The sequence below is a fragment of the Streptomyces exfoliatus genome, assembly GCF_000725545.1.
Classification (GTDB): Bacteria; Actinomycetota; Actinomycetes; order Streptomycetales; family Streptomycetaceae; genus Streptomyces; species Streptomyces exfoliatus.
The window spans coordinates 93,098-118,642 of the sequence record NZ_JNZP01000003.1; the positions used below are offsets into that span (position 1 = coordinate 93,098).

Sequence of the window (25,545 nt, forward strand, 5' to 3'; positions counted from 1 at the left end):
CTCCCAGCCCGGAGAGGCGACGCGCACAGGCGCGTTCCCTACGATGGCGCGGTGACCAGTACCGCACCCGAGACCCTGGAGGGCCGGCACGCCGTGGCAGAGCCCTCTTCGTGGCAACAGCGGCTGCGGCGTTTCGGCTATTCGCCGCCCGCCGGAAGCTCCGCACCCATCGGGCTGCGGGAGCGGCTCGTCCCCGCGTACACGCGCCCGTCCGCCCGCTTGTGGTCGCTCCTCGGCCTCGGCCCGGGTCCTTCCGAGCGGCTGTGGCGGCTGATGGCCTGGGGCGGTCCGCTCCTGGTCACGGCGGTCGCGGGCCTGCTGAGGTTCTGGAACCTGGGCAAGCCGCACGCGGTGATATTCGACGAGACGTACTACGCCAAGGACTCCTGGGCCCTGATCAACCAGGGGTACGAGGGGGCGTGGCCGAAGGACATCGACAAGACGATCCTGAAGGACCCGGGGTCGATCCTCGTGCCGACCGATCCGGGGTACGTCGTCCACCCGCCGATGGGCAAGTGGGTCATCGGCGTCGGCGAGAAGATCTTCGGTTTCGAGCCGTTCGGCTGGCGCTTCATGGTGGCGCTGCTCGGCACGTTGTCCGTCCTGATGCTGTGCCGGATCGGCAGGCGGCTGTTCCGGTCGACGTTCCTGGGCTGTCTGGCGGGTCTGCTGCTCGCGGTCGACGGACTGCACTTCGTGATGAGCCGCACGGCGCTCCTCGACCAGGTGCTGATGTTCTTCGTGCTCGCCGCGTTCGGCTGCCTCGTCGTGGACCGTGACCGAGTCCGGAAGCGGCTCGCGGGGGCGCTGCCGGAGGACGAGGAGGGGGTGCTGCGGCCCGACGCGGAGATCGCGGAGACCCTGCGGCTCGGCTGGCGGCCGTGGCGGATCGCGGCCGGTGTGATGCTGGGCCTCGCGGCGGCGACGAAGTGGAACGGCCTGTACGTCATGGCCGCCTTCGGCCTGATGACGGTCCTGTGGGACGTGGCGGGCCGGCGCACGGCGGGAGCCGTCCGTCCGCACCTCGCGGTGCTGAAGAAGGACCTGCTCCCGGCGTTCGTGTCGGTGGTGCCGGTGGCGATCGGCACGTACCTGGCGACCTGGACGGGCTGGATCGTCAGTGACAAGGGCTACTTCCGCGACTGGGCCGCCAAGCAGGACAAGCTCCCCGGCGGCGGCGGTATGTGGAGCTGGATGCCGGACTGGTGGCGCAGCCTGTGGCACTACGAGTCCGAGGTGTACACCTTCCACGTCGGCCTGACGTCGCCGCACACCTACGAGTCGAACCCCTGGTCGTGGATCGTCCTCGGCCGCCCGGTCTCGTACTTCTACGAGTCCCCGGCCCCCGGCACCGCCGGCTGCCCGGCCACCACGAAGGAGAAGTGCGCCCAGGAGGTCCTGGCCCTCGGCACCCCGCTCCTGTGGTGGGCGGCCTGCTTCGCGATCCTGTACGTGCTCTGGCGCTGGGCGTTCCGCCGCGACTGGCGCGCGGGCGCCATCGCCTGCGGCATCGCGGCCGGCTGGGTCCCCTGGTTCCTGTACCAGGAACGCACGATCTTCCTCTTCTACGCGGTCGTCTTCGTGCCGTTCCTGTGTCTGGCGGTGGCGATGATGCTGGGCGCGATCATCGGCCCGGCGGGCTCGGCAGGTTCGTCGGAGAGACGGCGCACGTTCGGGGCGGTGGCGGCGGGCTGCCTGGTCCTGTTGATCGTCTGGAACTTCATCTACTTCTGGCCTATCTACACGGGCACGCCGATCCCGATAGAGCAGTGGCGCGGCCGGATGTGGCTCGACACCTGGGTGTAGCGCCCGGCGTGTGGTGACGACCGAAGCCGGCTCCCCTGTCACGGGGGAGCCGGCTTCGTCGTCGGGTGGCGAGGGATCAGATCTGCCAGTAGAAGCGCAGGTATCCCGAGAGGTTGGCGGTGACGTGGTCGTGGTCGAGCAGGTTGACCGTGGCCTTCATCGTGCCGCTGCCGGTCGCGTCCTCGTAGGTGCCCTCGCCGCGCAGGATCGAGAACGTGCCGGTCGGGTAGACCATCGTGTCCCCCGTCAGCGGCGCGGTGAGGTGGTAGCTGATCTTGAACTTGTCACCGTCGGGCTCGGTGATCATCGCCGTGCCCTTGATCTCGTACTTGCCGGGGATGGTCGCGGTACACGCGTCCTCGGTCTGCGACCAGACGCCGGCGCTCGGGTTGCCCGTCGCGGTACCCGTCCCGGTCACCTTGTAGCCGTTGCAGCCCGTGGTGTCCGGATGCGTGGACGCGACCACCGCGAAGTTCGCGGTGAGGTTGACGTTGGGCGGGTTCTCGATGGCGAACGAGGTGCCGGTCGTACCGCCGACGACCAGCGTCGCCGTGGCCGCGACGCCCGCTATGCGTGCCGTCCAACGCCGGGTGATTCCTGACATGTTGTCCCCCCGTGACTGTCCAGAAGTGGCCAATGTGGCCTGAGTGAAGGCCTGTTGGGGACAGCTTCGTCGAACGGGGGTCTTCCCGTCGAGAGAACTCAGCTTATTTTCGTACTAAGTGTGTGGCTGAAAGATTTGCTCTTCGCTCACGCGGACCGCCACCCCTGGGGCGGGTGTGACAGATAGCGCGATAGTTGCTCGACACACCAAAGCGACACTGCTTGACTGGACGGTCACCTGGGGAGGGGAACGCAGTCATGCGCAGTGGAGCAAAGGTCGCGATCGTCGGGGGCGTGTTCGCCGTCGTGGCGGGCGGCGTCGGGTACGGGGGCTACAACCTGTGGAACGGGATCACGGGCGGCGACTCGTCGGTGGGAACCGCATCGAACGACGCACCGAAGACAGGACCCGTCACCGCCGAGGAGGTCACGACCACCGCGCGGGACTTCCTGGCCGCCTGGGCCGCCGGGGAACCGGAGAGGGCGGGCCAGCTGACGAACGACCCGGTCACGGCCGAGCCCGCCGTGGCGGCCTACCGGGAGGGCGCGGGCGTCACGGAGGCCACCATCACGCCGGGGGCGCCCGTCGGCGAGAAGGTCCCCTTCACGGTGAAGGCGACCGTCACCTACAAGGGCGTGTCGAAGCCCTGGTCGTACGCCTCCGAACTGACCGTCGTCCGGGGGGCGACGACCGGCAGGCCACTGGTGAAGTGGGCACCGTCCGTGCTCCACCCGAAGCTGACCACCACCGAGGCGACGCTGCGCACGGGCGAGGCGGAGACGGCCTCGGTGAAGGCCGTCGACCGGAAGGGCGAGGAACTGACGGCGGAGAAGTACCCCTCGCTGAGACCGATCCTCGACACCCTTCGTGAGCGGTACGGGGCCAAGGCGGGCGGCACGACCGGCATCGAGACGTGGATCGACTCGGGCAACGAGACCGTCGCCGACTCCACCCTCCTCGTCCTGTCGAAGGGGAAGCCCGGCACGCTGAAGACGACCATCGACGCGGACGTGCAGGCGGCGGCCGAGAAGGCGGTCAAGACGTACGGGAACGCCTCGGTGGCGGCGATCGAGCCGTCCACGGGTGCCATACGCGCGGTCGCCAACAGCCCGGCCACCGAGTACAACATCGCGTTCCGGGGCGCTCAGGCCCCCGGCTCGACGATGAAGATCGTCACGGCGGCGATGATGATGCAGAACGGCATCGCGACGCCCGACACCAAGGTCGAGTGTCCTTCCACCGTCGTGTCGAGGAGCAGCACCTTCCAGAACCTCGACAAGTTCAGCATCGCCGACGGAACCCTCACCGAGTCGTTCCGCCGCTCCTGCAACACCGCCTTCATCAAGGCGATCAAGCCCCTCGCCGGCAAGAACATCGCGGACACCGCCCTGGGCACCACCGCCCGCGACTCCTTCGGCATCGGCCAGGTCTGGAAGGTGGGCGTCCCGGCGGCGGACGGCAGCGTCCCCGAGTCGGCCGGGAGTGACACGCCCGCCTCGTACATCGGCCAGGGCAAGATCACGATGAGCGCCCTGAACGTCGCCTCGCTGTCCGCGACCGTGAAGAACGGCGGATTCCTCCAGCCGTACCTGGTGGCGCGGTCGCTCGACGACCGGGAGTTCGCCGAGGCCGCACCGCTCTCCTCCGAGGTCGCCCTGGGGCTCCAGAAGATGATGAACGCGGCGGCGACGGCGTCGGACGGGACGGCGACGGAGGCGATGGCCGGCGTCCCCTTCCCCAAGGGCGCCAAGACCGGCTCCGCCGAGGTCGACAGCCAGGGCAAGTCCAACAGCTGGTTCACCGGCTACTCCGGCGACCTCGCGGCGGCGGCGGTCGTCCAGGAGGGCGGCCACGGCAGCGACGCGGCGGGCCCGGTGGTGGCGGCGGTGCTGAAGGCGGGCTGACCACGCGTCGAAACGCCGTCGCCCTGCCCGTACGGCTACCGCTAGCGTCGGGCCATGACCGCTGAGAACTCGCTCGCCCACCCCCAGTTCGCCGCAGCCCTCCAGGAGTTGGGCCTCGACGTCGAGGTCCGCCGCTTCCCGGAGGACACCCGCACCGCGCAGCAGGCCGCCGAGGCCATCGGCTGCGAGGTCGCCGAGATCGTGAAGTCGCTGATCTTCGCCGCCGACGGGGTGCCCGTCCTCGTCCTGATGGACGGCGCCTCACGGGTCGACGTCGAGCGGGTACGGCGGGAACTGTGCGCGGCGAAGGTCACCCGCGCCGACCCGAGGGTGGTCCGGGAGACCACCGGGTACGCGATCGGGGGCGTCCCGCCGTTCGGGCACCGGACGCGGACCCGGGTCCTCGCCGACCGGGGCATCCTCGACCACGACGTGGTGTGGGCGGCGGCGGGCACCCCGCGCACGGTCTTCGCGATGGACCCGAAGTCCCTCGTGGCGCACGCCGGAGGCGTCCTGGTGGACGTCCGCGAGCAGACCGCCGACGCGGACGCCCGCGAGCCCTCGGTCTGATCCCGCCACGCCGCCCCGCGGCTACGACGGGGCGGGAAGACGGACCGTGACGAGGAGGCCGCCTGCCGGGCGGGGGGTCAGGTCGAGGGTTCCGTCGTGGGCGCGGACGATGCTGTGCACGATGGCCAGGCCGAGGCCGACGCCCGCGTGCTCGTCGGTGCGGACGCGTTCCGTTCCGCGCTGGAAGGGCTCGGTGAGGGTCGGCACCAGGTCCGGTGCGAGCCGGGGGCCGGTGTTCTCCACCCGCAGCACGCTCGTACCGCCCCGGGCCTCCGTGTGGACCGTCACGGTGCCGCCGGCGGGGAGGTTGTGGACGAGGGCGTTCTGGACGAGGTTCGTCACCATCCGCAGCAGGAGTTCCGCCGAGCCGCTGGTCCGCGCCGCCCCGCCGGTCACGTCGAGCGTGATCCGGCGCTTCTCGGCGAGCGGGAGCAGCGTCTCGGCGACCTCCTCGGCGAGGAGGGAGAGGTCGACGCTCTCGCGGGTGAAGTGCCCGCGGTCGCCGCGGCTGAGCAGCAGGAGGGCCTCGGTGAGGCCGATCGCCCGCGTGTTGACGGCGTGCAGGCGTTCCAGGACCTCGTCCCGGTCGCAGGCCGGGTCCCTGCGGGCGACGTCCAGCAGTGCCTGCGAGATGGCAAGCGGGGTGCGCAGTTCGTGCGAGGCGTTCGCGGCGAACCTCCGCTGTTCGGCCACGTGCGACTCGAGCTGTTCGAGCATGGTGTCGAACGTGTCGGCGAGTTCACGGAACTCGTCCTGCCGGCCCTCCATGCGGATCCGGTGGGTCAGCGAGCCGCGTCCCGCCATCCGTGCCGCGTCCGTGATCCGGGTGAGCGGCGCGAGCATCCGGCCGGCGAGGATCCAGCCCCCGACGAGGCCGAACACGAGCAGGAAGCCCATCGCCACGGCCGCGGCGGGGGCGAAGGTGCGCACCAGGAGATAGCGGTTGGGCGAGACGCCGAGCAGGCCCTGGGAGTTGTCGGGGACGTAGCGCAGCAGGTACCACCAGACCACGGCCAGCAGGAGGGCGCCCGCGAGGGCGAGGAACCCGGCGTAGCTGAGGGTGAGTTTCAGGCGGGCGCTGAGCCCGGGGTGTCTACCCATGGGGACCGCTCAGGCCGGGGCCCGCGTCGATGCGGTAGCCGACGCCCGGCACCGTCGCGATGATCCAGGGTTCGCCGAGCCGTTTGCGCAGGGCGGAGACGGTGATGCGTACGGCGTTGGTGAGGGGGTCGGCGTTCTCGTCCCAGGCCCGTTCGAGCAGCTCCTCCGCGCTGACGACCCCGCCCTCGGCGGCGGCGAGGACGTCGAGCACGGCGAACTGCTTGCGGGTGAGCGCGACGTAACGACCGTCGCGGAAGACCTCCCGGCGGAAGGGGTCGAGGCGCAGGCCCGCGATCTCGCGGACCGGGGGCCGGGCGTACGCGCGTCTGCGGTCGAGCGCCCGCAGCCGCAGGACGAGTTCCCGCAGCTCGAACGGCTTGGTGAGGTAGTCGTCGGCGCCCAGCTCGAACCCGGAGGCCTTGTCGTCGATGCGGTCGGCGGCGGTGAGCATGAGGATCGGGATGCCGCTGCCGGAGGCGACGATGCGCCGGGCGACCTCGTCGCCGGACGGGCCGGGGATGTCGCGGTCGAGGACGGCGAGGTCGTAGGAGTGGACGCTGAGCAGTTCCAGTGCGGTGTCGCCGTCGCCGGCGATGTCCGCGGCGATGGCCTCCAGGCGCAGCCCGTCCCGTACGGCCTCCGCCAGGTAGGGCTCGTCCTCCACGATCAGTACGCGCATGCCCGAAGCCTAGGCAGCGGCGCGTATCGCGGACGTATGCGACGGCGCTTCGGTCGTGGTGCGCCACCAGCGGCGGGACGCGAGGCCGGCCAGGAGGGCGCCGGTGGCGTTGACCAGGACGTCGTCCACGGAGGACACCCGGTCGAGCGACAGGGCGTACTGGGCGGTCTCGACCAGGACCGAGCAGCCCGCCCCGAGCGCCAGGACCCGCGGCACGGACGCGAGCGCCGCGAACCGCATGGGGGCGAAGAACCCCAGCGCCGCGAGGACCAGCAGGTTGCCGGTGATCCCGAGCGTCCCCATCGTGACGAGGTCCCGCAGCGGTACGAGACTCACCCGGGCGGGGACGACGCCGGCCCCGCCGCCCGGCATCATCGTCAGCCACACGAACGGCACCGTCCCGTGCACCATGCCCACCTCGGCCAGCGAGATCCGCCACGCCGACGGGACGCCGGCGGCCCGCCGACGGGATGCCAGGACCCAGGCCAGGAGTACGGCCAGGGGCAGCGTGACCAGCGTCATGAGGACCACGCCGTTGAACGTGTCGTAGCAGCCGTGCCACCGCCCGGCCATGCAGCGCGGCGCGGACATCAGGAGCGGCCGCCGTATGACGAACAAGGCGCCCGCCAGGCCGAGGACCGCGAAGCCCACCAGCACGATCCTGAGCATGCGGCGGGGCGGTGCCGGGGCCGGCCTCGCCGGGGACGTGTCGTGGTTCATGACTCCATGGGAGACGAAGGGCCGTTGCCGTGGCGTATCCGGTTTTCGATACGCCCGCGATACGTCGGCCATGGGTGACTCAGCGCGGCCCCCCCAGGACCTCCGCGAAGTGGGTGTTCACCGCGAGCAGGCCGCCGTCCACGCGGAGGACCGTACCGGTGATCCAGGAGGCGTCCCGGGAGGCGAGGAAGGCGACGGCCGCGGCCACGTCCTCGGGGGTGCCGACGCGGCCCAGGGGGTAGACCCGGTCGGCGAGGGCCGACAGGTCCGGTTCCCGGCCCGCCCACCCGGTCGTCGCGATCGTGCCCGGGTTGACCTGGTTCACGCGGACCCCGCGCGGCGCCGCGTCGCCCGCCAGGGTGCGGGTGAGGGACGCCAGGCCCGCCTTCGCCGCGCTGTACGCGTGGCCGCCGAAGTCCACCTCCGCGTTGACGGAGCCGATGCTGACGATCGCCCCGCGCCCGCCGGCCGCCGCCAGGTGCGGCAGCGCCGCCCGGGAGCAGCGGACGGCGCCCATGAAGGTGACGTCGTGCTGGCCGGTCCAGACCTCGTCCGGCTCGTCCTCGAAGCGGTCCCGGTCGGGGGCGACGGGGCCGAAGGCGTTGTTGACGAGGACGTCGAGGCCACCGAGGTGCTCCACCGCGTACGCGACCGCCGCGTCGACCGAGGCCCGGTCGCCGACGTCGCAGCGCAGGGCCACCGCCCCCGGGATGCCGGCCGCCGTCCTCCCCGCCTCCTCCTCGTCGATGTCGGTGAGAAGGACCCGCGCCCCTTCCGCCGAGAGCCGTCGCGCCGTCGCCGCGCCGATGCCGCGTGCCGCGCCGGTGACCAGTGCCGTGTATCCGTCGAACCGCCTGGTGAGTTCCATCCCCGAATCTTCGCAAGGAGCACCGGTCTTCAGGCCGGGCGGGAATGCGATCCTCGGTCCGGAGCCGCGAAACGGCGCCGTGCCCGGTCCCGCGACTCTGTCACCTGCCCCTCGCGCGGGGACCGTTGATCGACTAGCGTCACGGGGCCGTCCTGAGGCGCGGGACGCGCGCAGGCGGGGGGAACGGGAAAATGGCTCAGCTGATCGCCGTCGCGATCATCACGGTTCTGGCTGTCATCAGCCCCGGCGCGGACTTCGCCATGACGGTCCGCAACAGCTATCTGTACGGGCGGACGGCGGGAGTCCTCGCGGCCGTCGGGATCGCGCTCGGCGTGCTCGTGCACGTCACGTACACCATGCTCGGCGTGGGCCTTCTGGTGTCGCGTTCGCCGATGCTGTTCACCGCGATGAAGCTGATCGGCGCCGCGTACCTGGTCTACATCGGCTACAAGACCTTCGTCACCAAGTCGCAGGTGGACGTCGACCTGTCGGGCGACGCCGGCCTGTCGAAGGCGGGGGCGCTGCGCACCGGGTTCCTGACGAACGCGCTCAACCCCAAGACGATGCTCTTCGTGCTGAGCACGTACACCCAGGTCGTCAGCGCCGAGACGCCCGTCCTCCAGCAGGTCGGCTACGGCCTGTTCATGTCGTTCGCGCACCTGGTGTGGTTCGGGCTCGCCGCGGTGCTGTTCTCCCAGGAGAGCCTGCGCGCCCGGCTGCTGCGGCGGCAGACCGTGCTCAACAAGGTCATCGGGACCGTGCTCGTCGGGCTCGGGATGGTGCTCGCGCTGACGCCGTCCGCCGCCTGACGTCCCGTACCGCGGCGTCCACAGCGTCGCGGCGTCTACAGCGCCGCGGCCCGCACCGCCCGCACCAGGGCCTGGGCGCGGGGGTCGGCCGTCACCGTCTTGCGCATGCCGTTGGTGACGTACCCGAAGGCGATGCCGGAGTCGGGGTCCGCGAAGCCGAGCGAGCCGCCGCGGCCGGGGTGGCCGAAGGAGGACGGGCCGAGGAGCGGGGAGGCCGGGCCGTGCAGCATGTGGCCGGGGCCGAAGCGGGTGCCGACGAGCAGCACCTGGTCCGGGCCCGCCGACTCCTCGGTCCCGGCGAGGGCGAGGGTGTCGGGGGTGAAGAGGCGTGCGGCGCCGTTCACCGGGCCGAGGGTGGCCGCGTAGAAGCCGGCGAGGGCGCGGGCGGTGGCCACTCCGGCCGAGCCGGGCAGTTCGGCGGCCCGGTAGGCCGGGTCGTTCTCGTCGGGCTTGGGGTCGATGGCCGCGAAGGCGCGCCGGGTGAGGGAGTCGGGGTTCTCGTAGGCCTCGGAGACGGAGCGCTTGGGGCGGAGCCTGAGGGCGCCGCCGCCGGGCGGGTCGATCTCCTCGACGGGGCCGAGCCTCCCGAGCCGGTGGGCCTGTGCGTCGGGCAGGCCGATCCACAGGTCGAGGCCGAGGGGGCCGGTGATCTCCTCGGCGACCCAGCTGCCGATGGTGCGGCCGGTGACCTGGTGGACGAGGCCGGAGAGCAGCCAGCTGAAGGTGTGGGCGTGGTAGCCGTGCCCGGTGCCGGGCTCCCAGAAGGGGGCCTGGGCGGCGATGGCGGCGGTGGCCGTCGGCAGGTCGGTCGCCTCGGCGAGCGTGAGAGGGCGGTCGAGGACGGGGACGCCGGCGCGGTGCGCGAGGAGCTGCCGTACGGTCACCCGGTCCTTGCCCGCCGCCTTGAAGTCGGGCCAGTACGCGGCGACCGGGGCGTCCAGGTCGAGCAGGCCGCGCTGGTGCAGGAGCAGGGGTACGGCGGCGGCGACGCCCTTGGTGGCGGAGCGCACGACCTGAGCGGTGTCATGGGACCACATGTCCTGCCCGTCGACGTCCTTGGTGCCCGCCCACAGGTCGACGACCTTGACGCCGTCCCGGTGGACGGCGACGGCCGCGCCCCGCTCACCGCGCTGTGCGAAGTTGCGCAGGAACGCGTCCCTGACCGGCTCCCAGCCCGCCGCCACCGTGCCCTGGACGTCCACCCGACCCACTCTCCCTTTCGTACGACCGTCACGACGGTCACGACCGGCTCCCATGGTGCAACGCGAGAGGTGAGGGCCGGATTCCGGGGCCGGATTCCGGGGCCGGGCGACGCGGTCGGGCGACGCTCAGGCCACGGAGCTCGGCACGAAGCCGAACGGCAGCTCGAGACGGTGCCGTGCCATCAGCTCCTCGTCGGTGAGGATCTCTCGGGTGGGCCCGTCGGCGGCGATGACTCCCTCGCTGAGGATCACCGCGCGCGGGCAGAGCTCCAGGGCGTACGGCAGGTCGTGGGTGACCATCAGGACGGTGACGTCGAGCCCCCTGAGGATGTCGGCGAGTTCCCGGCGCGAGGCCGGGTCGAGGTTGGAGGACGGCTCGTCGAGGACGAGGATCTCGGGCTCCATGACGAGGACGGTCGCGACGGCGACCCGGCGCCGCTGCCCGAAGGACAGGTGGTGCGGCGGCCGGTCGGCGTACTCCGCCATCCCCACCCGGTCGAGGGCCCTGCGGACGGCGGCGTCGAGTTCGGCGCCCCGCAGGCCCGCCGCCGCCGGGCCGAAGGCCACGTCCTCGCGGACGGTCGGCATGAACAGCTGGTCGTCGGGGTCCTGGAAGACGATGCCGACCTTGCGCCTGATCTCGGCGAGGTGCTTCCTGCCGACGGGGAGCCCGGCGACGGTGACCGTGCCCGCGCCGCCGGTGAGGATGCCGTTGAGGTGCAGGACCAGGGTGGTCTTGCCGGCGCCGTTGGGGCCGAGGAGGGCGACCCGTTCGCCGCGTCCGACGGTCAGGTCGACGCCGAACAGGGCCTGGTGGCCGTCGGGGTACGCGTAGGCGAGGCCGTGCACCTCGAGCGAAGGGGCGGCGGTCATAGGGTCCATCCCAGGAGGCAGATCAGGAGTGCGGTGAGCGGCAGCGCGGCGGCGTACGCCCACTGCGCGCGGGTGGCGGTCGCCTCGTCGAGGACCGGCATGGTGCCCGTGTAGCCACGGCTGAGCATGGCGAGGTGGACCCGTTCCCCGCGTTCGTACGAGCGGATGAAGAGCGCGCCCGCCGACTTGGCGAGGACGCCCCAGTGACGGACGCCCCGTGCCTCGAAGCCGCGCGAGCGGCGGGCGACGGACATCCGGCGCATCTCGTCGGTGATGACGTCGCCGTACCGGATCATGAAGGACGCGATCTGGACGAGCAGCGGGGGCAGCTTCAGGCGCTGGAGGCCGAGGAGCAGGGCGCGCAGTTCGGTGGTGGAGGCGAGGAGCACGGAGGCGGCGACGCCGAGGGTGCCCTTGGCGAGGACGTTCCAGGCGCCCCAGAGGCCGGGGACGCTCAGGGACACTCCGAGGACGGTCGTCCGCTCGCCCGGGACGACGAACGGCATGAGCAGCGCGAAGGCGACGAACGGCACCTCGATGAGCAGCCGCTTCAGCAGGAAGCCGGCCGGGATCCGGGCCTTCGCCGCCACGGCCGCGAGGAGCAGGGCGTAGCCGGCGAAGGCCCAGACGGCCTCGCGGGGCGTCGAGACGACGACCACGACGAAGCCGAGGACCGCGGCGAGCTTGGTGTGCGGGGGCAGCTCGTGGACCGGCGAGTGCGCGTGCCGGTAGAGCCTGTGGGCGTGGCCTGCCCCCATGTCAGGCCTCCAGGGCGGCGGCCCTGCGGCGACGTACGACCCAGAACGCGCCCGTGCCGACGGCGAGGGTCGCGCCCACGCCGATGACACCGGCGAGGCCGCCGGAGAGACGGGCGGTCTCGACGCCCTCGACGCCGTAGTCGGCGAGCGGGGAGCCGGCGGCGGCGTGCTCCTGGGCCTTGGCGTCGATGCCCTGGTCGGCGGCGACCTTCTCCAGGCCGTCGGGGCTGGCGGAGGCGTAGAAGGAGACGAAGCCGGCGAGGACGAGGGCGGTGACGACTCCGCCGATCCACAGCTTCCTCGGGGAGCCGCCGGTCGCGGGAGCGGCCGCCGGGACGGCGTCGACCAGTTCGCCGTCGACGCGGAGCTTGAGTGGCGCGGTCAGGCCGCGGGCGCCGTACACGAGGTCGGGGCGGACGGCGATGACCGCGCCGACGGTCAGCATGGTGATGACGGCCTCGCCGATGCCGATGAGGACGTGCACGCCGACCATGGCGGTGAGGACCTTGGGCAGCGGTACGTCGGTGGTGCCACCGACGGCGTAGACGAGGGTGAAGGCGGCGGCCGCGGCCGGTACGGAGACGAGCGCGGCGACGAAGGAGGCCGCGGTCACCGAGGCGCGGGTGCGGGGCAGCAGGAGGACGAGGCCGCGGAAGAGCGCGTAGGCGACGACGACGGTGACGACGCCCATGACGGTGATGTTCACGCCGAGGGCGGTGAGGCCTCCGTCGGCGAAGAGGACGCCCTGCATGAGCAGGACGACGGCGATGCACAGGACGCCGGTCCAGGGGCCGACGAGGATCGCGGCGAGCGCGCCGCCGAGCAGGTGTCCGCTGGTTCCGGCGGCGACCGGGAAGTTCAGCATCTGGACGGCGAAGACGAAGGCGGCGACGAGCCCGGCGAGCGGAGCCGTACGGTCTCCGCCGTGGCCTTCGGCACCGGGGGCGCCTCCGAGTTCGCGCCGCGCTCCGCGCAGGCTCACGGCGACGGCGCCGGCGGCGACGACACCGGCGACGGCCGATACGGGGGCGTTGATGAATCCGTCAGGTACATGCACGTCCCGAATGATGAACGCTCCTGCAAAGAGGTTGCAAGAGCGCACGTGTCACAGAACGGCCGCGCACGGTCGCACGTGACCCCGCGCACACCCGTCGCCGTCGAGGCATGCATCGCGCCCGCTTCGGGAATGAGGAGGACAATAGTCGATAAGAGGACAAAACGTGAGGAGCCCTCCGATGGCCGCCGCGCAGGACCGCGAAGTCGACGACCACGCCAAGGGACGGATCATCAGCGACGCGCCGCTCTCCCGCCCGGTCCCGGTGTCCCTCCGTTACGACCCCGCGTTCTCCCCCGCCACGATCCGCCTCGGATTCCCCGGCGCCGTCGAGTGGTCCTTCCCCCGGGCCCTCCTGGAGACCGGCCTGCGCGCCCCGACCCGTCGCGGCGACGTCGAGGTCTGGCCCTGCGGCCGGGTCCAGACGATCGTCGAGCTCCACACGAACGACGGGGTCACGGTCGTCCAGTTCGACACGACGGCACTGCTCCGCTTCCTCAAGCACACGTACGCCGCCGGTGCGTCGATGACGACACACTGACGGCGTACGGGATACCGAGTACGGGTTACCGAGTACGGGTTACCGAGTACGGGATCAGGCCTTGACGAGGTCCGGCTTCGAGCCGGCACCCTCCTCGTCGCGCTTCGCGAGACCCTCGCCCTCCACGTCCACGTTCGGCAGGATCCGGTCCAGCCACTTCGGCAGCCACCAGGCCTTGTGCCCGAGGAGCGCGAGCACGGCCGGGACGATCGCCATCCGGACCACGAAGGCGTCGAAGAGGACCGCGACGGCCAGGCCGAAGCCGATCATCTTGATCATCTGGTCCGTCATGCCGATGAAGCCGGAGAAGACCGCGATCATGATCACCGCGGCGGCGGTGACCACCCGGGCGCTGTGCCGGAAGCCGGTCACGATCGCCTCGCCGGGCCGCTCCCCGTGGACGTACGCCTCACGCATCCGGGTGACGAGGAAGACCTCGTAGTCCATCGCGAGACCGAAGACGACACCCACCATGAAGATCGGCATCATCGACATGATCGGGCCGGTCTGCTCGACCCCGAAGAGGCTGCCGAGCCAGCCCCACTGGAAGACCGCCACGACCGCGCCGAGGGCCGCGACCACCGAGAGCAGGAAGCCGAGGGCCGCCTTCAGGGGGACGAGGATCGAGCGGAAGACCACGGTCAGGAGCAGGAAGGCCAGGCCGACGACGAGGGCCAGGTACGGCACCAGGGCGTCGTTCATCTTCTGCGAGAAGTCGATGTTCATCGCGGTGGCGCCGGTGACGAGGACGTCGTCGCCGGTCGCGTCCCGGATGTCGTGGACGAGGGTCTCGGTGGCGACCGAGGACGGCCGGTCCTTCGGGACCACGGTGATCATGGCGGCGTCGCCGGCCTTGTTCGGGGTCGCCGGGGTGACCGCCGCCCAGCCTTCGAGGCCCTTGATCGCGGAGACCGTCTTGTCGGCGGCCGCCTTGTCGCCGTCGACGACGACGAGCAGCGGGCCGTTGAAGCCGGGGCCGAAGCCGTCCGAGAGCGCGTCGTACGCCCGGCGCTCGGTGGTGGAGGTCGGCTTGACGCCGTCGTCCGGGAGGCCCATCTCCAGGGAGGCGGCGGGCAGCGCGATCGCACCGAGTCCGAGGACACCGATGAGCAGCACCGTCACGGGGCGGCGGATGACGAGGCGGGCCCAGCGGGTGCCGCCGTTCGGCTTGTCGTCGGCCTCCTTCTTCAGGCCCTTGCGCTGCTTGCGGCCGATGACCTTGTCGCCGGCGAAGCCCAGCAGGGCCGGGATGAGGGTGAGCGCGATCAGTACGGCGATGACGACCGTGGCGGCGGCGGCGAAGCCCATCTTCGTCAGCATCGGGATGTTGACGACGGCCAGGCCGACCAGGGCGATGACGACGGTGAGTCCGGCGAAGACGACGGCGGAGCCGGCCGTGCCGACCGCGCGGCCCGCGGCGTCCTCCTTCTCGCGGCCCTCGGCGAGCTCCGCGCGGTAGCGGGAGACGATGAAGAGGGCGTAGTCGATGCCGACCGCGAGGCCGATCATCATCGCGAGGGTCGAGGTGGTGCTGCCGAGGTCGAGGACGTTCGCGAGCGCGGCGATCGACGAGACGCCGATGCCGACGCCGATGATCGCCGTGAGCAGCGGAAGTCCCGCGGCGACGAGCGAGCCGAAGGTCATGACCAGGACGATGCCGGCGATGATCACGCCGACGATCTCGCCCGCGCCGGTCGCCGGCATGGTCTGGAGGGCGTCACCGCCGACCTCGACGGTCAGCCCCTTGCCCTGGGCGTTCTGCCCGGCCTGGGTCAGGGCCTCGCGCGTCTCGTCGGTCAGCTCCATCGCGTTGACCTTGTAGGCGACGGAGACGTAGGCGGTCGAGCCGTTCTGCGACACGGCCTGCGTGGCGTACGGGTCGGCGACCGAGACGATCTGGTCCGAGCCGGACTTCAGCGCGGCGACGGTCTCCTCGACGACGGCCTTGTGGGCCGGGTCGGTCACCTTCTGGCCCTCGGGGGCCTTGAAGACGACGCGGGCCGTGGCCCCGTCGGCGCCGGCGCCCGGGAAACGCTCTTCGAGCAGGTCGAAGGCGCGCTGGGCCTCGGTGCCGGGAATCGAGAAGGAGCCGGAGGTGGGGGCGGGCGCGGTGGCGGCGCCGATCCCGGCTATCGCCAGGAGGGCCACCCAGAGGAGGGCGACGAGCCGTCGGCGCCGGAAGGCGGAACGGCCCAGCTTGTACAGGAACGTGGCCACGGGGGCGTACTCCCAGTGTGGGGTGGGACAGGACATGGGGAGCCGGCCCGACGGCGTGAGCGGTTCGACGTCAGGTGGAGAGAGGTGGAGCGGGTCGATCGGGTGGAGCAGGTGCTTCGGGGCTCAGACGCCGAGTGAGGGGAGCACGACGGCGTCGACATAGGCGCTGAGGAACGCGCGGTCGACCGGCTGATCGTCGATCAGCGGCCGGGCGACGAACGCACCGATCAGCATGTGGGGAATGAGCTTCAGCGCCGGGTTGGCGGCGTCGACCTCTCCCCTGCGGACCGCTCGGCGCAGCACTTCGTCGAGTCCGTTCATCTCGGGTTCGATGAGCAGCTCGCGCAGCGCCCGGTGCAGTTCGGGGTTGGTGTGGACGGCATGGGCGAGACCCCGCATCAGCGCGGAGTCCTTCTCCATCTGGCAGTCGTCGGTCCGCGCCATCAGCTCCTGGAAGTCGCCGCGCAGCGAGCCGGTGTCGATCTCGGAGAGATCGGCCGGCTTGTTGTGCCGCAGCGCCCGTGCGACCAGCTCGGGCTTGCTCCCCCACTGGCGGTAGAGGGTGGCCTTGCTGGAGTGGGTGCGGGCGGCGACGGCGTCCATGGTGAGGGCGTCGTAGCCGACTTCGCGGAGGAGGTCGAGCACGGCCGCGTACAGCTCGGACTCCCGCTCGGGAGTGAGTCTGCTGCGCGCCATGGCCGGCGCCTCCGATCGATATCAGCGAACGAAACGGTTTCGTACGGTACGAAGATACCCCCGCCCCTAACGAAACGAAACCGTTTCGTACGTGTTCTGGACCACACAACGGTTCACACGCCGGTTCACACGCCGGTTCCCACGCTGGTTCACACTCCACAAGACGCCCGCATACACGTACGAGTTGCCTGACCCCCTCCACGCGGAAAGCATGGGGAGGTGAGTGACGACGTCGCGTATCTCCGTTTCCCGCACCTCCACGACGACCTGCTGTGCTTCGCGGCCGAGGACGACCTGTGGATCGCCCCGCTCGTTCCCGAGGGCGAGCGCCCCGGCCGGGCCTGGCGCCTCACCGTCGACAGAACGCGGGTCGGCCACCCCCGCTTCTCACCGGACGGGCGCCGGATCGCGTACACGAACTGGCGCAGCCTCGACCCCGAGGTCCATCTCGTCCCCGTGGACGGCGGGTCCGCCCGGCGGCTCACCTACTGGGGCTCGACGGACACCCGGGTCTGCGGCTGGACGCCCCCCGACAAGGACGGCCGCTCCGACATCCTCGCCGTCTCCTCGCACGGGCAGCCCTTCTCGTACTTCTCCTGGGCCTATGACGTCCCCACCGACGGCTCCCCCGGCAAACGCCTGCCCTGGGGCCCGGTCTCCGACATCACCGTCATCGACGGCCACGGCGGTCACGAGGGCGAGCGCCGCACCCTCCTCCTCACGGGCAAGCCGCCGCACGAACCGGCCGCCTGGAAGCGGTACCTCGGCGGCGCCACCGGACGGCTGTGGCTGCACGGCGAACGGCTGCTGCCCGACATCGGCGGACACCTCGACTCGCCCATGGCCGTCGACGGCCGGATCGCCTTCCTCTCCGACCACGAGGGCGTCGGCAACCTGTACTCCTGCCTGCCCGACGGCACCGACCTGCGCCGCCACACCGACCACGCCGAGTTCTACGCCCGGCACGCCTCCAGCGACGGACGCCGGGTCGTCTACCAGTGCGCCGGCGAGCTGTGGATCGTCGACGCCCTCACCGCCGACTCCCGACCCCGGAAACTGGACGTACGGCTCGGCGGCCCGCGCGTCGGCAGGCGCGCCTACCAGGTGCCCGCCGCCCACCACATCGACGCGCTCTCCGTCGACGAGACCGGCCGCGCCAGCGCCGTCTCCGTGCGCGGCAGCCTGTACTGGCTGACCCACCGCGACGGCCCGGCCCGCACCATCGTCGACACCCCGGGCGTCCGGGTCAGGCTCCCCGAGATGCTCGGCAGCGGCGGCCAGGTCGCGTACGTCACCGACGCCGAGGGCGAGGACGCCGTCGAGGTCGGCTACCTGCCGCGCGCCAGCGGCGACCGGCCGCCGCGTCGCCTCGCCTCCGGCGACCTCGGGCGGGTCGAGGAACTCGTCGCCGACCCCGACGGCGAGCGGCTCGCCATCGCCTCCCACGACGGACGGCTCCTCCTCCTGGACGCGACGGAGGACTCCAACGGCGAGGTGACGGAGCTGATCCGCTCCGTCAACGGCCCCGTCCGCGACCTCGCGTTCTCCCCCGACGGCGACTGGCTCACCTGGTCCCATCCCGGCATCGGCCGCTCCCTGCGCTCCATCAAGATGGCCCGGATCGCGGGCCCCGGCGCCCGGACCGTCGTCGACGTCACCAACGGGCGCTTCGAGGACGAGAACCCCGTCTTCACCCGCGACGGCCGCTACCTCGCGTTCCTCTCCTGGCGGGGCTTCGACCCGGTGTACGACGTGCACACCGGCGACCTGTCGTTCCCGCTCGGCTGCCGCCCCTACCTCGTCCCGCTCTCCTCCGCGACGCCCTCACCGTTCGCGCTGCTGCCCGACGGGCGCCCGGCGGCCGGCGGCCTCGACCCCGCCGACGACGACACGGACACCGGCGACGGCACCGTCACCGTCGAGATCGAGGGGCTCCCCGAACGGGTCACCCCCTTCCCCGTCGCCGCCTCCAAGTACTCCGGCCTGCACCCGGTAAGCGGCGGCGGCCTGGTCTGGCTGCGCTGGCCCATCTCGGGCGCGCTGGGTGAGACCTTCGCCAACCCGGCCGACACCTCGGGCCGCCCCACCCTGGAGCACTTCTCCATCGTCAAGGCCCGCAAGAGCGAACTCGCCAAGGACCTCGACTGGTTCTCGGTCAGCGGCGACGGCACCCGGCTCGTCGTCGCCGACGAGGGCGAGCTGCGGGCCGTGCCCGCCACCGAGTCCGGGGACGGCGACTCCACCGTCTACCTGGACCTGCGGCGCATCCTGCACGAGGTCGACCCGGGCGCCGAATGGCGGCAGGCCTTCGACGAGGCCGGCCGGATCGTCCGCGCCTACTTCTGGGAGCCCGGCATGGGCGGCGTCGACTGGACGGCCGTACTCGACCAGTACCGGCCGCTCGTCGAACGGGTCGCGTCCCCCGACGAGTTCGCCGACCTGCTGCGCGAGGTGATGGGCGAACTGGGCACGTCGCACGCGTACGTCACGCCCGCCCGCCGCAACGAGGGCCCGCCGCACTACCAGCGGCCCATGGGGCTCCTCGGCGCCAACCTCGTGCCCCGGGAGGCCGGCTGGACGGTGAAGAGGATCCTTCCCGGCGAGTCCTCGGACTCCAAGGCCCGCTCGCCGCTCGCCGGCACCGGCATCCGCGAGGGCGCCGTCCTCACCCATGTCGACGGCCGGCCCGTCGACCCGGTCACCGGGCCGTACCCGCTGCTCTCCGGCACCGGCGGCACCACCGTCGAGCTCACCTTCACCCCCGCCGAGGGCGAGGGCCGCGCCCGCCGCGTCGCCGTCGTCCCCCTCGTCGACGAACGCCCGCTGCGCTACCAGGACTGGGTCGCCAAACGCCGGGCGGTCGTCCGGGAGGTCAGCGGCGGCCGCTGCGGCTACCTCCACATCCCCGACATGGGCGGCTCGGGCTGGGCCCAGTTCAACCGCGACCTGCGCATGGAGGTCTCCCGGCCCGCCCTCATCGTCGACGTACGCGGCAACGCGGGCGGCAACATCAGCGAACTCGTCATCGAGAAGCTCACCCGCCGGATCCTCGGCTGGGACCTCACCCGCAACGCCCAGCCCGTCGCGTACGCCTCGAACGCCCCGCGCGGCCCCGTGGTCGCCCTGGCCGACGAGGCCACCTCATCCGACGGCGACATGATCACCGCCGCCTTCAAACTCCTGGGCCTCGGCCCGGTCGTCGGACAGCGCACCTGGGGCGGTGTCGTCGGCATGACCGGCCGCCACCGGCTCGGCGACGGCACCCAGATCACCGTCCCGATGAACGCGGCCTGGTTCCCCGAGTACGGCTGGTCCCTGGAGAACCACGGCGTCGAACCCGACCTCGCGGTCCTGCGCACCCCCCTCGACTGGGCCGAGGGCCGCCACGCCCAGCTCGACGACGCGGTCCACATCGCCCTCGCCCTCCTCACGGAGACCCCGGCGGCAAGCCCCCCGGGCTACGAGGACCTCCCGGACCGCTCCCGCCCGAAACTGCCGCCGAGGGAGAACGGCCAGGCGCCGGCGAGGTCCAACTCGTAAGCGGTACCGGGCCGCCCGTCGATCGTCACGCTCCCGACCGCACCGAAACCGACCCGCCCCAGCACGGCCCTCGACCCGTCGTTGTCGAGGGTCGTGACGGCGGTCAGCCGGCTCAGCCGGTACGCGTCCCGCGCGAGCCGGCACACCTCCCGCACCCCGGCCGTCGCCACCCCGCGCCCGGCCGCCCGCTCGGCCACCCGGTACCCCAGCTCGGCCGCCCCGTCGACGACGTCGACGAGATTGATCCGCCCGACGATCTCCCCGCCCTCGCCGACGAGCACATGGAAGTGGATCTCCCCTGCCTCCTGCGCCTCGATCAGCTCCCGATGCCTGTCGTCGAACTCCTCGAAGTACGCGTCCCCCCGATCGGGCACGGACGCGGCGAAGTACCCCCGGTTCTCCCGCTCGAAGGCGAGCAGGGCGGACGCGTGATCGGATCGCAGTCGCTCAAGTACGGCCATGCCGATCACCGTACGAAGATCCACCGCGCGACGCGCGCGGGTTATGCGCCATCATGCTCGCCATGCACGCGCTGACCAGGACCGAGGACGACCACGTCTGGGGCGTCTGCCCCACGGTGGAGGGGCTGTACGGGGATCCCGAGCGCGGGACGTACGAACTCAGGGGCTGGGTGCCGGACGGTGCGGGCGCGCGGGAGGGATGGCTCGGGGAGTCCGTGTGGCTGGTTCCTGCGGACGACGAGCGCGGCCGCTCGCCCTGGGAGCACCCGGAGCACCCGGAGCCCGCGGAGTACCGGGAGCACGACGCCTGGCTCCTGACGGACGCCGAGGCCGTCCGCGTGACGGGTGACCTCGTCCTCACCGGTGAGGACGACCACATGGGCCCGCCCGAGAGCCACCGGGGTCCCGTCCGGCTGCACGACGGGCGCCGATGGCTCGGTTCCTGCGAGGAGTTCACCCGCGTCCAGCCGGCCCCCCGTCCCCGTCCCCCGCTCGTCCTGCGCGGCCTGGTCCCGGGCGAGCGGCTGCGGGCGGCGTTGGAGAAGGGGACCCGGCGGGCGCTGGAACTGGAACAGGTCGAGCTGGAGCTGCGGGACCGGCGGGGCGAGCCGCTGACCGGGCGGCTGATGTGGGGCCGGGTCGCCGGGTGGAGACCCTCGGCGCTCGGCTCCGAGCCGACCGACCAGACCCACCAGACCCACCAGACCCACCAGCTCGACCAGACCGACCAGACCGACCAGACCGACCTGATCGACCAGATCGACCTGGAGCTGGACGGCACCTTCCACCATCCCGTCCCCGCGTGGGCCCGGCCCGTGTGGGAGCGCTGGCTGACGGGACCGCCGGAGGAGCCCGCCGCCTGGGCGGGGCTCGACACCCGGCTGCGCGGTGCCTGGCACGACCTCGTCCGGGAACGGGCCGGTCACCGCACGTTCCAGGACCGGCCGGCGGGAAGCACGTACGAACTCGACGGCCGGTACGTCACCGACGAACCCGGCCTCTGGCTCGCCCTCGGCGAGGCGGTGAACGGCCCCGGCGGCTACTTCGGCGGAAACTTCGGCGCTCTCCACGACTGTCTGGGCGGGTTCTTCGGCTTCACCGCGCCGGGCACCCTGGTCTGGCGGGACTCCGCCGTCGCCCGCACGCACCTCTCCCGGCGGCTGTCGCCGGAGGGCGAGCCGTACGACTTCTTCGCATCGATCCTCAGCGCCCTGGCCGAGGACGGGATGCGGGTCGTGGAGGCCTGAGGCGTCCAACGCGCGAAAGGCGCACCCGGGTTCCGGGTGCGCCTTTGCTGTTCGGAACGGTGCGTCAGGCGTCGCGGTCCTGGGCCATGCGTTCCCGGTCCATGCGGTCCTGGGCCTCCTGGCGGGCCCGGCGGGCCTGCTCCTCGGGGCGCTCACGGCCCTGGGAGGCGCGTTCGGACGCTTCGTCCTTCGCCTTGCCCATGGCCTCCTTGGCCTGCTGCTTGAGCTGCTCCGACTTGTTCTTGAACTGGTCCTGCATGCCCATGGAAGTTCACTCCTAGAAGGCTGTGAGAGGAAGGGGGCTTCGCGCCCCCTGGCCTCGACCAGCCTTGCACGGGCAAACATTCCACGCATTTCGATCAGTTACGGAACGTGAAGGCCGCAGGAGAAGCCGTAGGGGCCGCCGTCAGGCGCGCTCCGTCCGCTCCTGTTCGTCCGCCGCTCCGCCCGCGCCCACCAAGCCCTTGGAGACCGAGCCCAGACGGGGCTCGAAGCGCTTCATCTCGCGCTGGCCGACCGTGGCGATGAGGCCGGGGAGGTAGCCGCGTACCGACTGCATCCCGCGCAGCCACCACTGCGCGTACACATGGGCGGAACGCCGCTCGATGCCCGCCACGATCCGGTCGACGGCCGGGCCGAGGGGGTACGTGCGGTTCGAGGGCCACGGCAGCCGCTGCCGCAACTCCTTCATCACGTCGTCCTGGTCGGCGCCCCGCACCATGTCCGTGTCGGTCCAGGAGAGGTAGCCGACGCCGACCTTCACCCCCTTGTACGCGACCTCGGCGCGCAGGCTGTGCGCGAAGGCCTCGACGCCCGACTTCGAGGCGCAGTACGCCGTCATCATCGGCGCCGGGGTGAGCGCGGCGAGCGAGGCGATCTGGAGGAAGTACCCGCGGGACTCCATGAGGACCGGCAGGAACGCCCGGCCCGTCACCGCGCCGCCGATGAGGTTGACCTCGATGACCCGCCGCCAGGCGACGGGGTCGGAGTCGACGAACGGACCGCCCGCCGCCACACCGGCGTTGGCGACGACGATGTCGACCTTCCCGAACCGTTCCTTCACCTCGGCCGCGACCCGGGCCATCGCCTCGTGGTCCGTGACGTCGGCGTGCCACCAGTCGGCCTCGGTGTGCAGCCGGCCGGCGACCTCCTTGAGCTGCTCCGGCTCCAGGCCGACGAGCGCGATCTTCGCGCCGCGCGCGGACAGCTTGCGGGCGAGGAGTTCGCCGACGCCCCGGGCCCCTCCGGTGACGACCGCGACCTGCCCTTCCAGGCTCACCCTGCTCATGCCTCTGCCTCCTCGATCTCCCGCTCCTCGGACTTCACTCCCAGGTACGTGAGGGTCAGTTCGCGGATCTGCGCGGTGACGGCCTCCGGGGCCTCCACCGGTGTCATGTGGCCCATGCCGGCCAGTTCGACGAGCCCCGTGCAGTGCGGCAGCGCCTCCGCCATCGCGCGGGAGTGGACGGGCGGGGTGAGCCGGTCGGCGGTGCCGACGAGCACGGCCACCGGCAGCCGCAGCTCCCGCAAACCCGCTCCGAGGTCAAGGCCGGCCAGCACCTGCGACCAGCCGTACCGCGCCCCGCGCGGACAGGCGTGCACGATCCGGGCGCAGGCGTCGACGCGTTCGGGCGCCGACCCCGGTCCCATCGTCGCGTATTTGAGGATCCTCTTCGAGACGGCGTTGACCGGTCCGAGCGGCGCCTTCGCGCCCAGGACCGCCTTGGTGAGGCGGCTGCGCAGACCGCCCGGCGGGAGCGGTACGACGGTGGCCTCGGCCGTCAGCCGGGAGTGCCCGGTGGAGCAGAGCAGGACGGCGGCGGCGTGCTGCCGGAAGCCGGGGCGTCCGGCGGCCGCCATGATCGTCATGCCGCCCATGGAGTGGCCGACCAGGACGGCCCGCTCGCCGGGGCCGAGGGTGGCCGCGAGCACGGCCTCCAGGTCGTCGGCGAGCGCCGTCGTGGAGTATCCGCCGGGGCCTGCGGCGGGGGATTTTCCGTGGCCGCGCTGGTCGTAGGCGATGACCCGGTGGTCGGCGGCGAGCGCCCGTATCTGCTCGGCCCAGAAGGCGGTCGAGCAGGTCCAGCCGTGGGCGAGGACGACGGCGGGCGCGCCCTCGGGGCCGTACACCTCGACGTGGATCCGGGCGCCGTCGGCGGAGACGGCGGTGAGTTCGCGGGAGGCGGGCAGCGAGGTCAGGTGCCGGCTCACTGGGCGGCCTCCTGCTCGCGGGCGGCGGTACGGGTCTTCTTCGGCGCCGCGACCGGCTTGGGCGCGCGCAGCACCTCGTACTCGGAGAGGTCGACCTGCCGGGTCTCGCGCCGGAACTCGCCCGTGGTGCCGGGCCACAGCGTGGTGTTGCGTCCGTTGGCGTCGAGGTACCAGCTCTCGCAGCCGCCCGCCTTCCACACGGTCCGCTCCATCCGGGCCTGCACCTTGCGGTTCCAGGCACCGACGGCGGAGGGCCGGACGGCGAGGGCGGCGCGCCCGCCGAGGCCGGAAGGAGTCAGCAGGGTCAGCTGGCGCAGGTAGTCGGCCATGTAGTTCAGCTGGGACTCGATCATCAGGATCATCGAGGAGTTCCCGAGGCCCGTGTTGGGGCCGATGACCGTCATGAAGTTGGGGAATCCGGCGGCGGTGGCGCCGCGCAGCGCCTCCATGCCGCCCTTCCAGCTCTCGGCGAGGGTCTTCCCCTCCGCGCCGACGACCCGCTCGGCGATCGGCATGTCGGTGACGTGGAAGCCGGTGCCGAAGACGATCGCGTCGACCTCGGTCTCGGTGCCGTCGGCGGCGACCACGGTCGAGCCGCGGACCTCGCGCAGACCGGAGGCGACGACGTCGACGTTGGGCTGCGCGACCGCCGGGTAGTACGTGCTGGAGAGCAGGATCCGCTTGCAGCCGATGCGGTACGAGGGCGTCAGCTTGGCCCGGAGCACCGGGTCCTTGATCGCCTTGGCGATGTTGGCCTTGGCGAGCTTCTCGACGAGCCCGAGTTCGTTCGGGTGCTTGGTGAAGGCGCCGACCTGGAGTTCGCGGATGCCCCAGAGCAGACCGCGCCGCAGGGTGCCGGTGACGGGCACGGCGCGGTGGAGCCAGCGTTCGGGGCCGCTGATGGCCCGGTCCATGCGGCGCATGACCCAGGGGGGTGTGCGCTGGAACAGGGTCAGCTTCGCGACCTGGGGCTGGATCGCGGGCACGATCTGGATGGCGGAGGCGCCGGTGCCGATCATGGCGACGCGCTTGCCGGTGAGGTCGTAGTCGTGGTCCCAGCGGGCGGAGTGGAAGACCTTGCCGGGGAAGTCGGCGAGCCCGGGGATGTCGGGGATCTTGGGGTCGGAGAGCGGCCCGGTGGCGGAGACGACGACCTCGGCGCTGAAGGAGCCCTGACTCGTCTCGATCTCCCAACGGAGCGCCTCGGCGTCCCACTCCATCCGCAGCACCTCGCGGCCGAGGCGGAGGTGGGGCCGGATCCCGAAGGTGTCCGTGACATGCTCCAGGTACGCGCGGATGTGGCGCTGTCCGGAGAAGGTCCGCGGCCAGTCGGGGTTGGGCGCGAAGGAGAAGGAGTAGAGGTGGGAGGGGACGTCGCAGGCGCAGCCGGGGTAGCTGTTGTCCCGCCATGTGCCGCCCACGGAGTCGGCCCGTTCCAGGACCACGAAGTCGGTGATCCCCTCGCGGCGCAGCCGGACGGCGGCCCCCAGGCCACCGAATCCCGATCCGATCACCGCCACCCGTACGTGCTCGTGCTTCGCCATGCCGCCTCCCGTGCGCCCGGCCAATCACGCCAGCAATCACTGGCACAGTCGGGACTGTAGAGCAGCTCCATACCGAGCGGTAGGGGTACGGCAAGGGAAAGTTACCGGCGGTACAACATAGGCTGGCGTGCGTGGCAGAA

Annotated in this window: 23 protein-coding genes; 7 read left to right on the forward strand and 16 right to left on the reverse strand. The window is 71.9% G+C overall.

The window, feature by feature from the left end; genetic code table 11:
- Positions 1 to 51 precede the first annotated feature (51 nt).
- Complete coding sequence (locus IO20_RS0105360) at positions 52 to 1,806, forward strand: dolichyl-phosphate-mannose--protein mannosyltransferase (RefSeq protein WP_030546542.1); 1,755 nt, start codon at positions 52 to 54, stop codon at positions 1,804 to 1,806.
- Positions 1,807 to 1,882: 76 nt separating this feature from the next.
- Here the strand turns inward: IO20_RS0105360 and IO20_RS0105365 are convergent, their stop codons facing one another.
- On the reverse strand, positions 1,883 to 2,410 hold the full coding sequence (locus tag IO20_RS0105365; RefSeq protein WP_030546544.1) for a hypothetical protein: 528 nt from the start codon (positions 2,408 to 2,410) through the stop codon (positions 1,883 to 1,885).
- Between the two features lie 257 nt (positions 2,411 to 2,667).
- Between IO20_RS0105365 and IO20_RS0105370 the strand changes: the two genes are divergently transcribed.
- The gene (locus IO20_RS0105370; RefSeq protein WP_030546546.1) at positions 2,668 to 4,314 is read left to right on the forward strand and encodes a penicillin-binding transpeptidase domain-containing protein; all 1,647 of its coding nucleotides are present in this window, start codon (positions 2,668 to 2,670) and stop codon (positions 4,312 to 4,314) included.
- A gap of 54 nt (positions 4,315 to 4,368) precedes the next feature.
- Positions 4,369 to 4,884 (forward strand): YbaK/EbsC family protein, encoded by a 516-nt coding sequence (locus IO20_RS0105375; protein WP_030546548.1) that lies wholly within the window; start codon positions 4,369 to 4,371, stop codon positions 4,882 to 4,884.
- 21 nt (positions 4,885 to 4,905) lie between these two features.
- On the opposite strand, the gene IO20_RS0105380 is transcribed toward IO20_RS0105375, so the two are convergent.
- The 4 genes from IO20_RS0105380 to IO20_RS0105395 all read right to left on the reverse strand — a co-directional run bounded on the left by IO20_RS0105380 (position 4,906) and on the right by IO20_RS0105395 (position 8,252).
- Positions 4,906 to 5,985, reverse strand: coding sequence for a sensor histidine kinase (locus tag IO20_RS0105380; protein WP_030546550.1), 1,080 nt, complete (start codon positions 5,983 to 5,985; stop codon positions 4,906 to 4,908).
- Positions 5,978 to 6,664: a response regulator transcription factor gene (locus tag IO20_RS0105385; protein ID WP_030546552.1), complete on the reverse strand. Its 687-nt coding sequence runs from the start codon at positions 6,662 to 6,664 to the stop codon at positions 5,978 to 5,980. The genes IO20_RS0105380 and IO20_RS0105385 overlap by 8 nt, the downstream gene beginning before the upstream one ends.
- A 9-nt stretch (positions 6,665 to 6,673) precedes the next feature.
- Positions 6,674 to 7,384, reverse strand: a complete 711-nt coding sequence (locus IO20_RS0105390) for a VanZ family protein (RefSeq protein ID WP_037634703.1) — start codon at positions 7,382 to 7,384, stop codon at positions 6,674 to 6,676.
- Positions 7,385 to 7,463: 79 nt separating this feature from the next.
- Positions 7,464 to 8,252, reverse strand: coding sequence for an SDR family NAD(P)-dependent oxidoreductase (locus tag IO20_RS0105395; RefSeq protein WP_030546556.1), 789 nt, complete (start codon positions 8,250 to 8,252; stop codon positions 7,464 to 7,466).
- Positions 8,253 to 8,443: 191 nt separating this feature from the next.
- On the opposite strand from IO20_RS0105395, the gene IO20_RS0105400 reads away from it, so the two are divergent.
- Positions 8,444 to 9,061, forward strand: coding sequence for a LysE family translocator (locus tag IO20_RS0105400; RefSeq protein WP_030546558.1), 618 nt, complete (start codon positions 8,444 to 8,446; stop codon positions 9,059 to 9,061).
- Between the two features lie 35 nt (positions 9,062 to 9,096).
- Here IO20_RS0105400 and IO20_RS0105405 read toward each other — a convergent pair whose 3' ends face one another.
- The 4 genes from IO20_RS0105405 to IO20_RS0105420 form a co-directional block, all read right to left on the reverse strand.
- Entirely contained in the window at positions 9,097 to 10,317 is a 1,221-nt protein-coding gene (locus tag IO20_RS0105405) for a serine hydrolase domain-containing protein (RefSeq protein WP_051874285.1), read from the reverse strand.
- A gap of 72 nt (positions 10,318 to 10,389) precedes the next feature.
- The gene (locus tag IO20_RS0105410; protein ID WP_245684871.1) at positions 10,390 to 11,136 is read right to left on the reverse strand and encodes an energy-coupling factor ABC transporter ATP-binding protein; all 747 of its coding nucleotides are present in this window, start codon (positions 11,134 to 11,136) and stop codon (positions 10,390 to 10,392) included.
- Positions 11,133 to 11,894, reverse strand: coding sequence for a cobalt ECF transporter T component CbiQ (gene cbiQ, locus IO20_RS0105415; protein WP_030546564.1), 762 nt, complete (start codon positions 11,892 to 11,894; stop codon positions 11,133 to 11,135). Before cbiQ ends, IO20_RS0105410 begins: the two co-directional genes overlap by 4 nt.
- Before the next feature lies 1 nt (position 11,895).
- Positions 11,896 to 12,951 (reverse strand): energy-coupling factor ABC transporter permease, encoded by a 1,056-nt coding sequence (locus IO20_RS0105420; protein WP_030546566.1) that lies wholly within the window; start codon positions 12,949 to 12,951, stop codon positions 11,896 to 11,898.
- A gap of 178 nt (positions 12,952 to 13,129) precedes the next feature.
- Here IO20_RS0105420 and IO20_RS0105425 point away from each other — a divergent pair, with 178 nt between their 5' ends.
- Entirely contained in the window at positions 13,130 to 13,489 is a 360-nt protein-coding gene (locus tag IO20_RS0105425; RefSeq protein ID WP_030546568.1) for an SsgA family sporulation/cell division regulator, read from the forward strand.
- 54 nt (positions 13,490 to 13,543) lie between these two features.
- Here the strand turns inward: IO20_RS0105425 and IO20_RS0105430 are convergent, their stop codons facing one another.
- Both IO20_RS0105430 and IO20_RS0105435 read right to left on the reverse strand, forming a co-directional pair.
- The gene (locus IO20_RS0105430; protein ID WP_030546570.1) at positions 13,544 to 15,706 is read right to left on the reverse strand and encodes an MMPL family transporter; all 2,163 of its coding nucleotides are present in this window, start codon (positions 15,704 to 15,706) and stop codon (positions 13,544 to 13,546) included.
- Between the two features lie 123 nt (positions 15,707 to 15,829).
- Entirely contained in the window at positions 15,830 to 16,402 is a 573-nt protein-coding gene (locus IO20_RS0105435) for a TetR/AcrR family transcriptional regulator (RefSeq protein ID WP_030546571.1), read from the reverse strand.
- Positions 16,403 to 16,621: 219 nt separating this feature from the next.
- On the opposite strand from IO20_RS0105435, the gene IO20_RS0105440 reads away from it, so the two are divergent.
- Entirely contained in the window at positions 16,622 to 19,942 is a 3,321-nt protein-coding gene (locus IO20_RS0105440; RefSeq protein WP_037634706.1) for a S41 family peptidase, read from the forward strand.
- On the opposite strand, the gene IO20_RS0105445 is transcribed toward IO20_RS0105440, so the two are convergent.
- A complete protein-coding gene (locus IO20_RS0105445) occupies positions 19,861 to 20,403 on the reverse strand; it encodes a GNAT family N-acetyltransferase (protein WP_051874295.1) in 543 nt (180 codons plus the stop codon). The genes IO20_RS0105440 and IO20_RS0105445 overlap by 82 nt on opposite strands.
- A gap of 62 nt (positions 20,404 to 20,465) precedes the next feature.
- On the opposite strand from IO20_RS0105445, the gene IO20_RS0105450 reads away from it, so the two are divergent.
- Positions 20,466 to 21,650, forward strand: a complete 1,185-nt coding sequence (locus tag IO20_RS0105450) for a barstar family protein (protein ID WP_037634742.1) — start codon at positions 20,466 to 20,468, stop codon at positions 21,648 to 21,650.
- Positions 21,651 to 21,714: 64 nt separating this feature from the next.
- Here the strand turns inward: IO20_RS0105450 and IO20_RS0105455 are convergent, their stop codons facing one another.
- The 4 genes from IO20_RS0105455 to IO20_RS0105470 all read right to left on the reverse strand — a co-directional run bounded on the left by IO20_RS0105455 (position 21,715) and on the right by IO20_RS0105470 (position 25,405).
- Positions 21,715 to 21,915 (reverse strand): hypothetical protein, encoded by a 201-nt coding sequence (locus IO20_RS0105455; RefSeq protein WP_030546579.1) that lies wholly within the window; start codon positions 21,913 to 21,915, stop codon positions 21,715 to 21,717.
- A 141-nt stretch (positions 21,916 to 22,056) separates the two neighbouring features.
- Positions 22,057 to 22,938, reverse strand: a complete 882-nt coding sequence (locus tag IO20_RS0105460; RefSeq protein ID WP_030546581.1) for an SDR family oxidoreductase — start codon at positions 22,936 to 22,938, stop codon at positions 22,057 to 22,059.
- Positions 22,935 to 23,861 (reverse strand): alpha/beta fold hydrolase, encoded by a 927-nt coding sequence (locus tag IO20_RS0105465; protein WP_030546583.1) that lies wholly within the window; start codon positions 23,859 to 23,861, stop codon positions 22,935 to 22,937. Before IO20_RS0105465 ends, IO20_RS0105460 begins: the two co-directional genes overlap by 4 nt.
- Complete coding sequence (locus tag IO20_RS0105470) at positions 23,858 to 25,405, reverse strand: flavin-containing monooxygenase (protein ID WP_030546585.1); 1,548 nt, start codon at positions 25,403 to 25,405, stop codon at positions 23,858 to 23,860. Before IO20_RS0105470 ends, IO20_RS0105465 begins: the two co-directional genes overlap by 4 nt.
- Positions 25,406 to 25,545 lie beyond the last annotated feature (140 nt).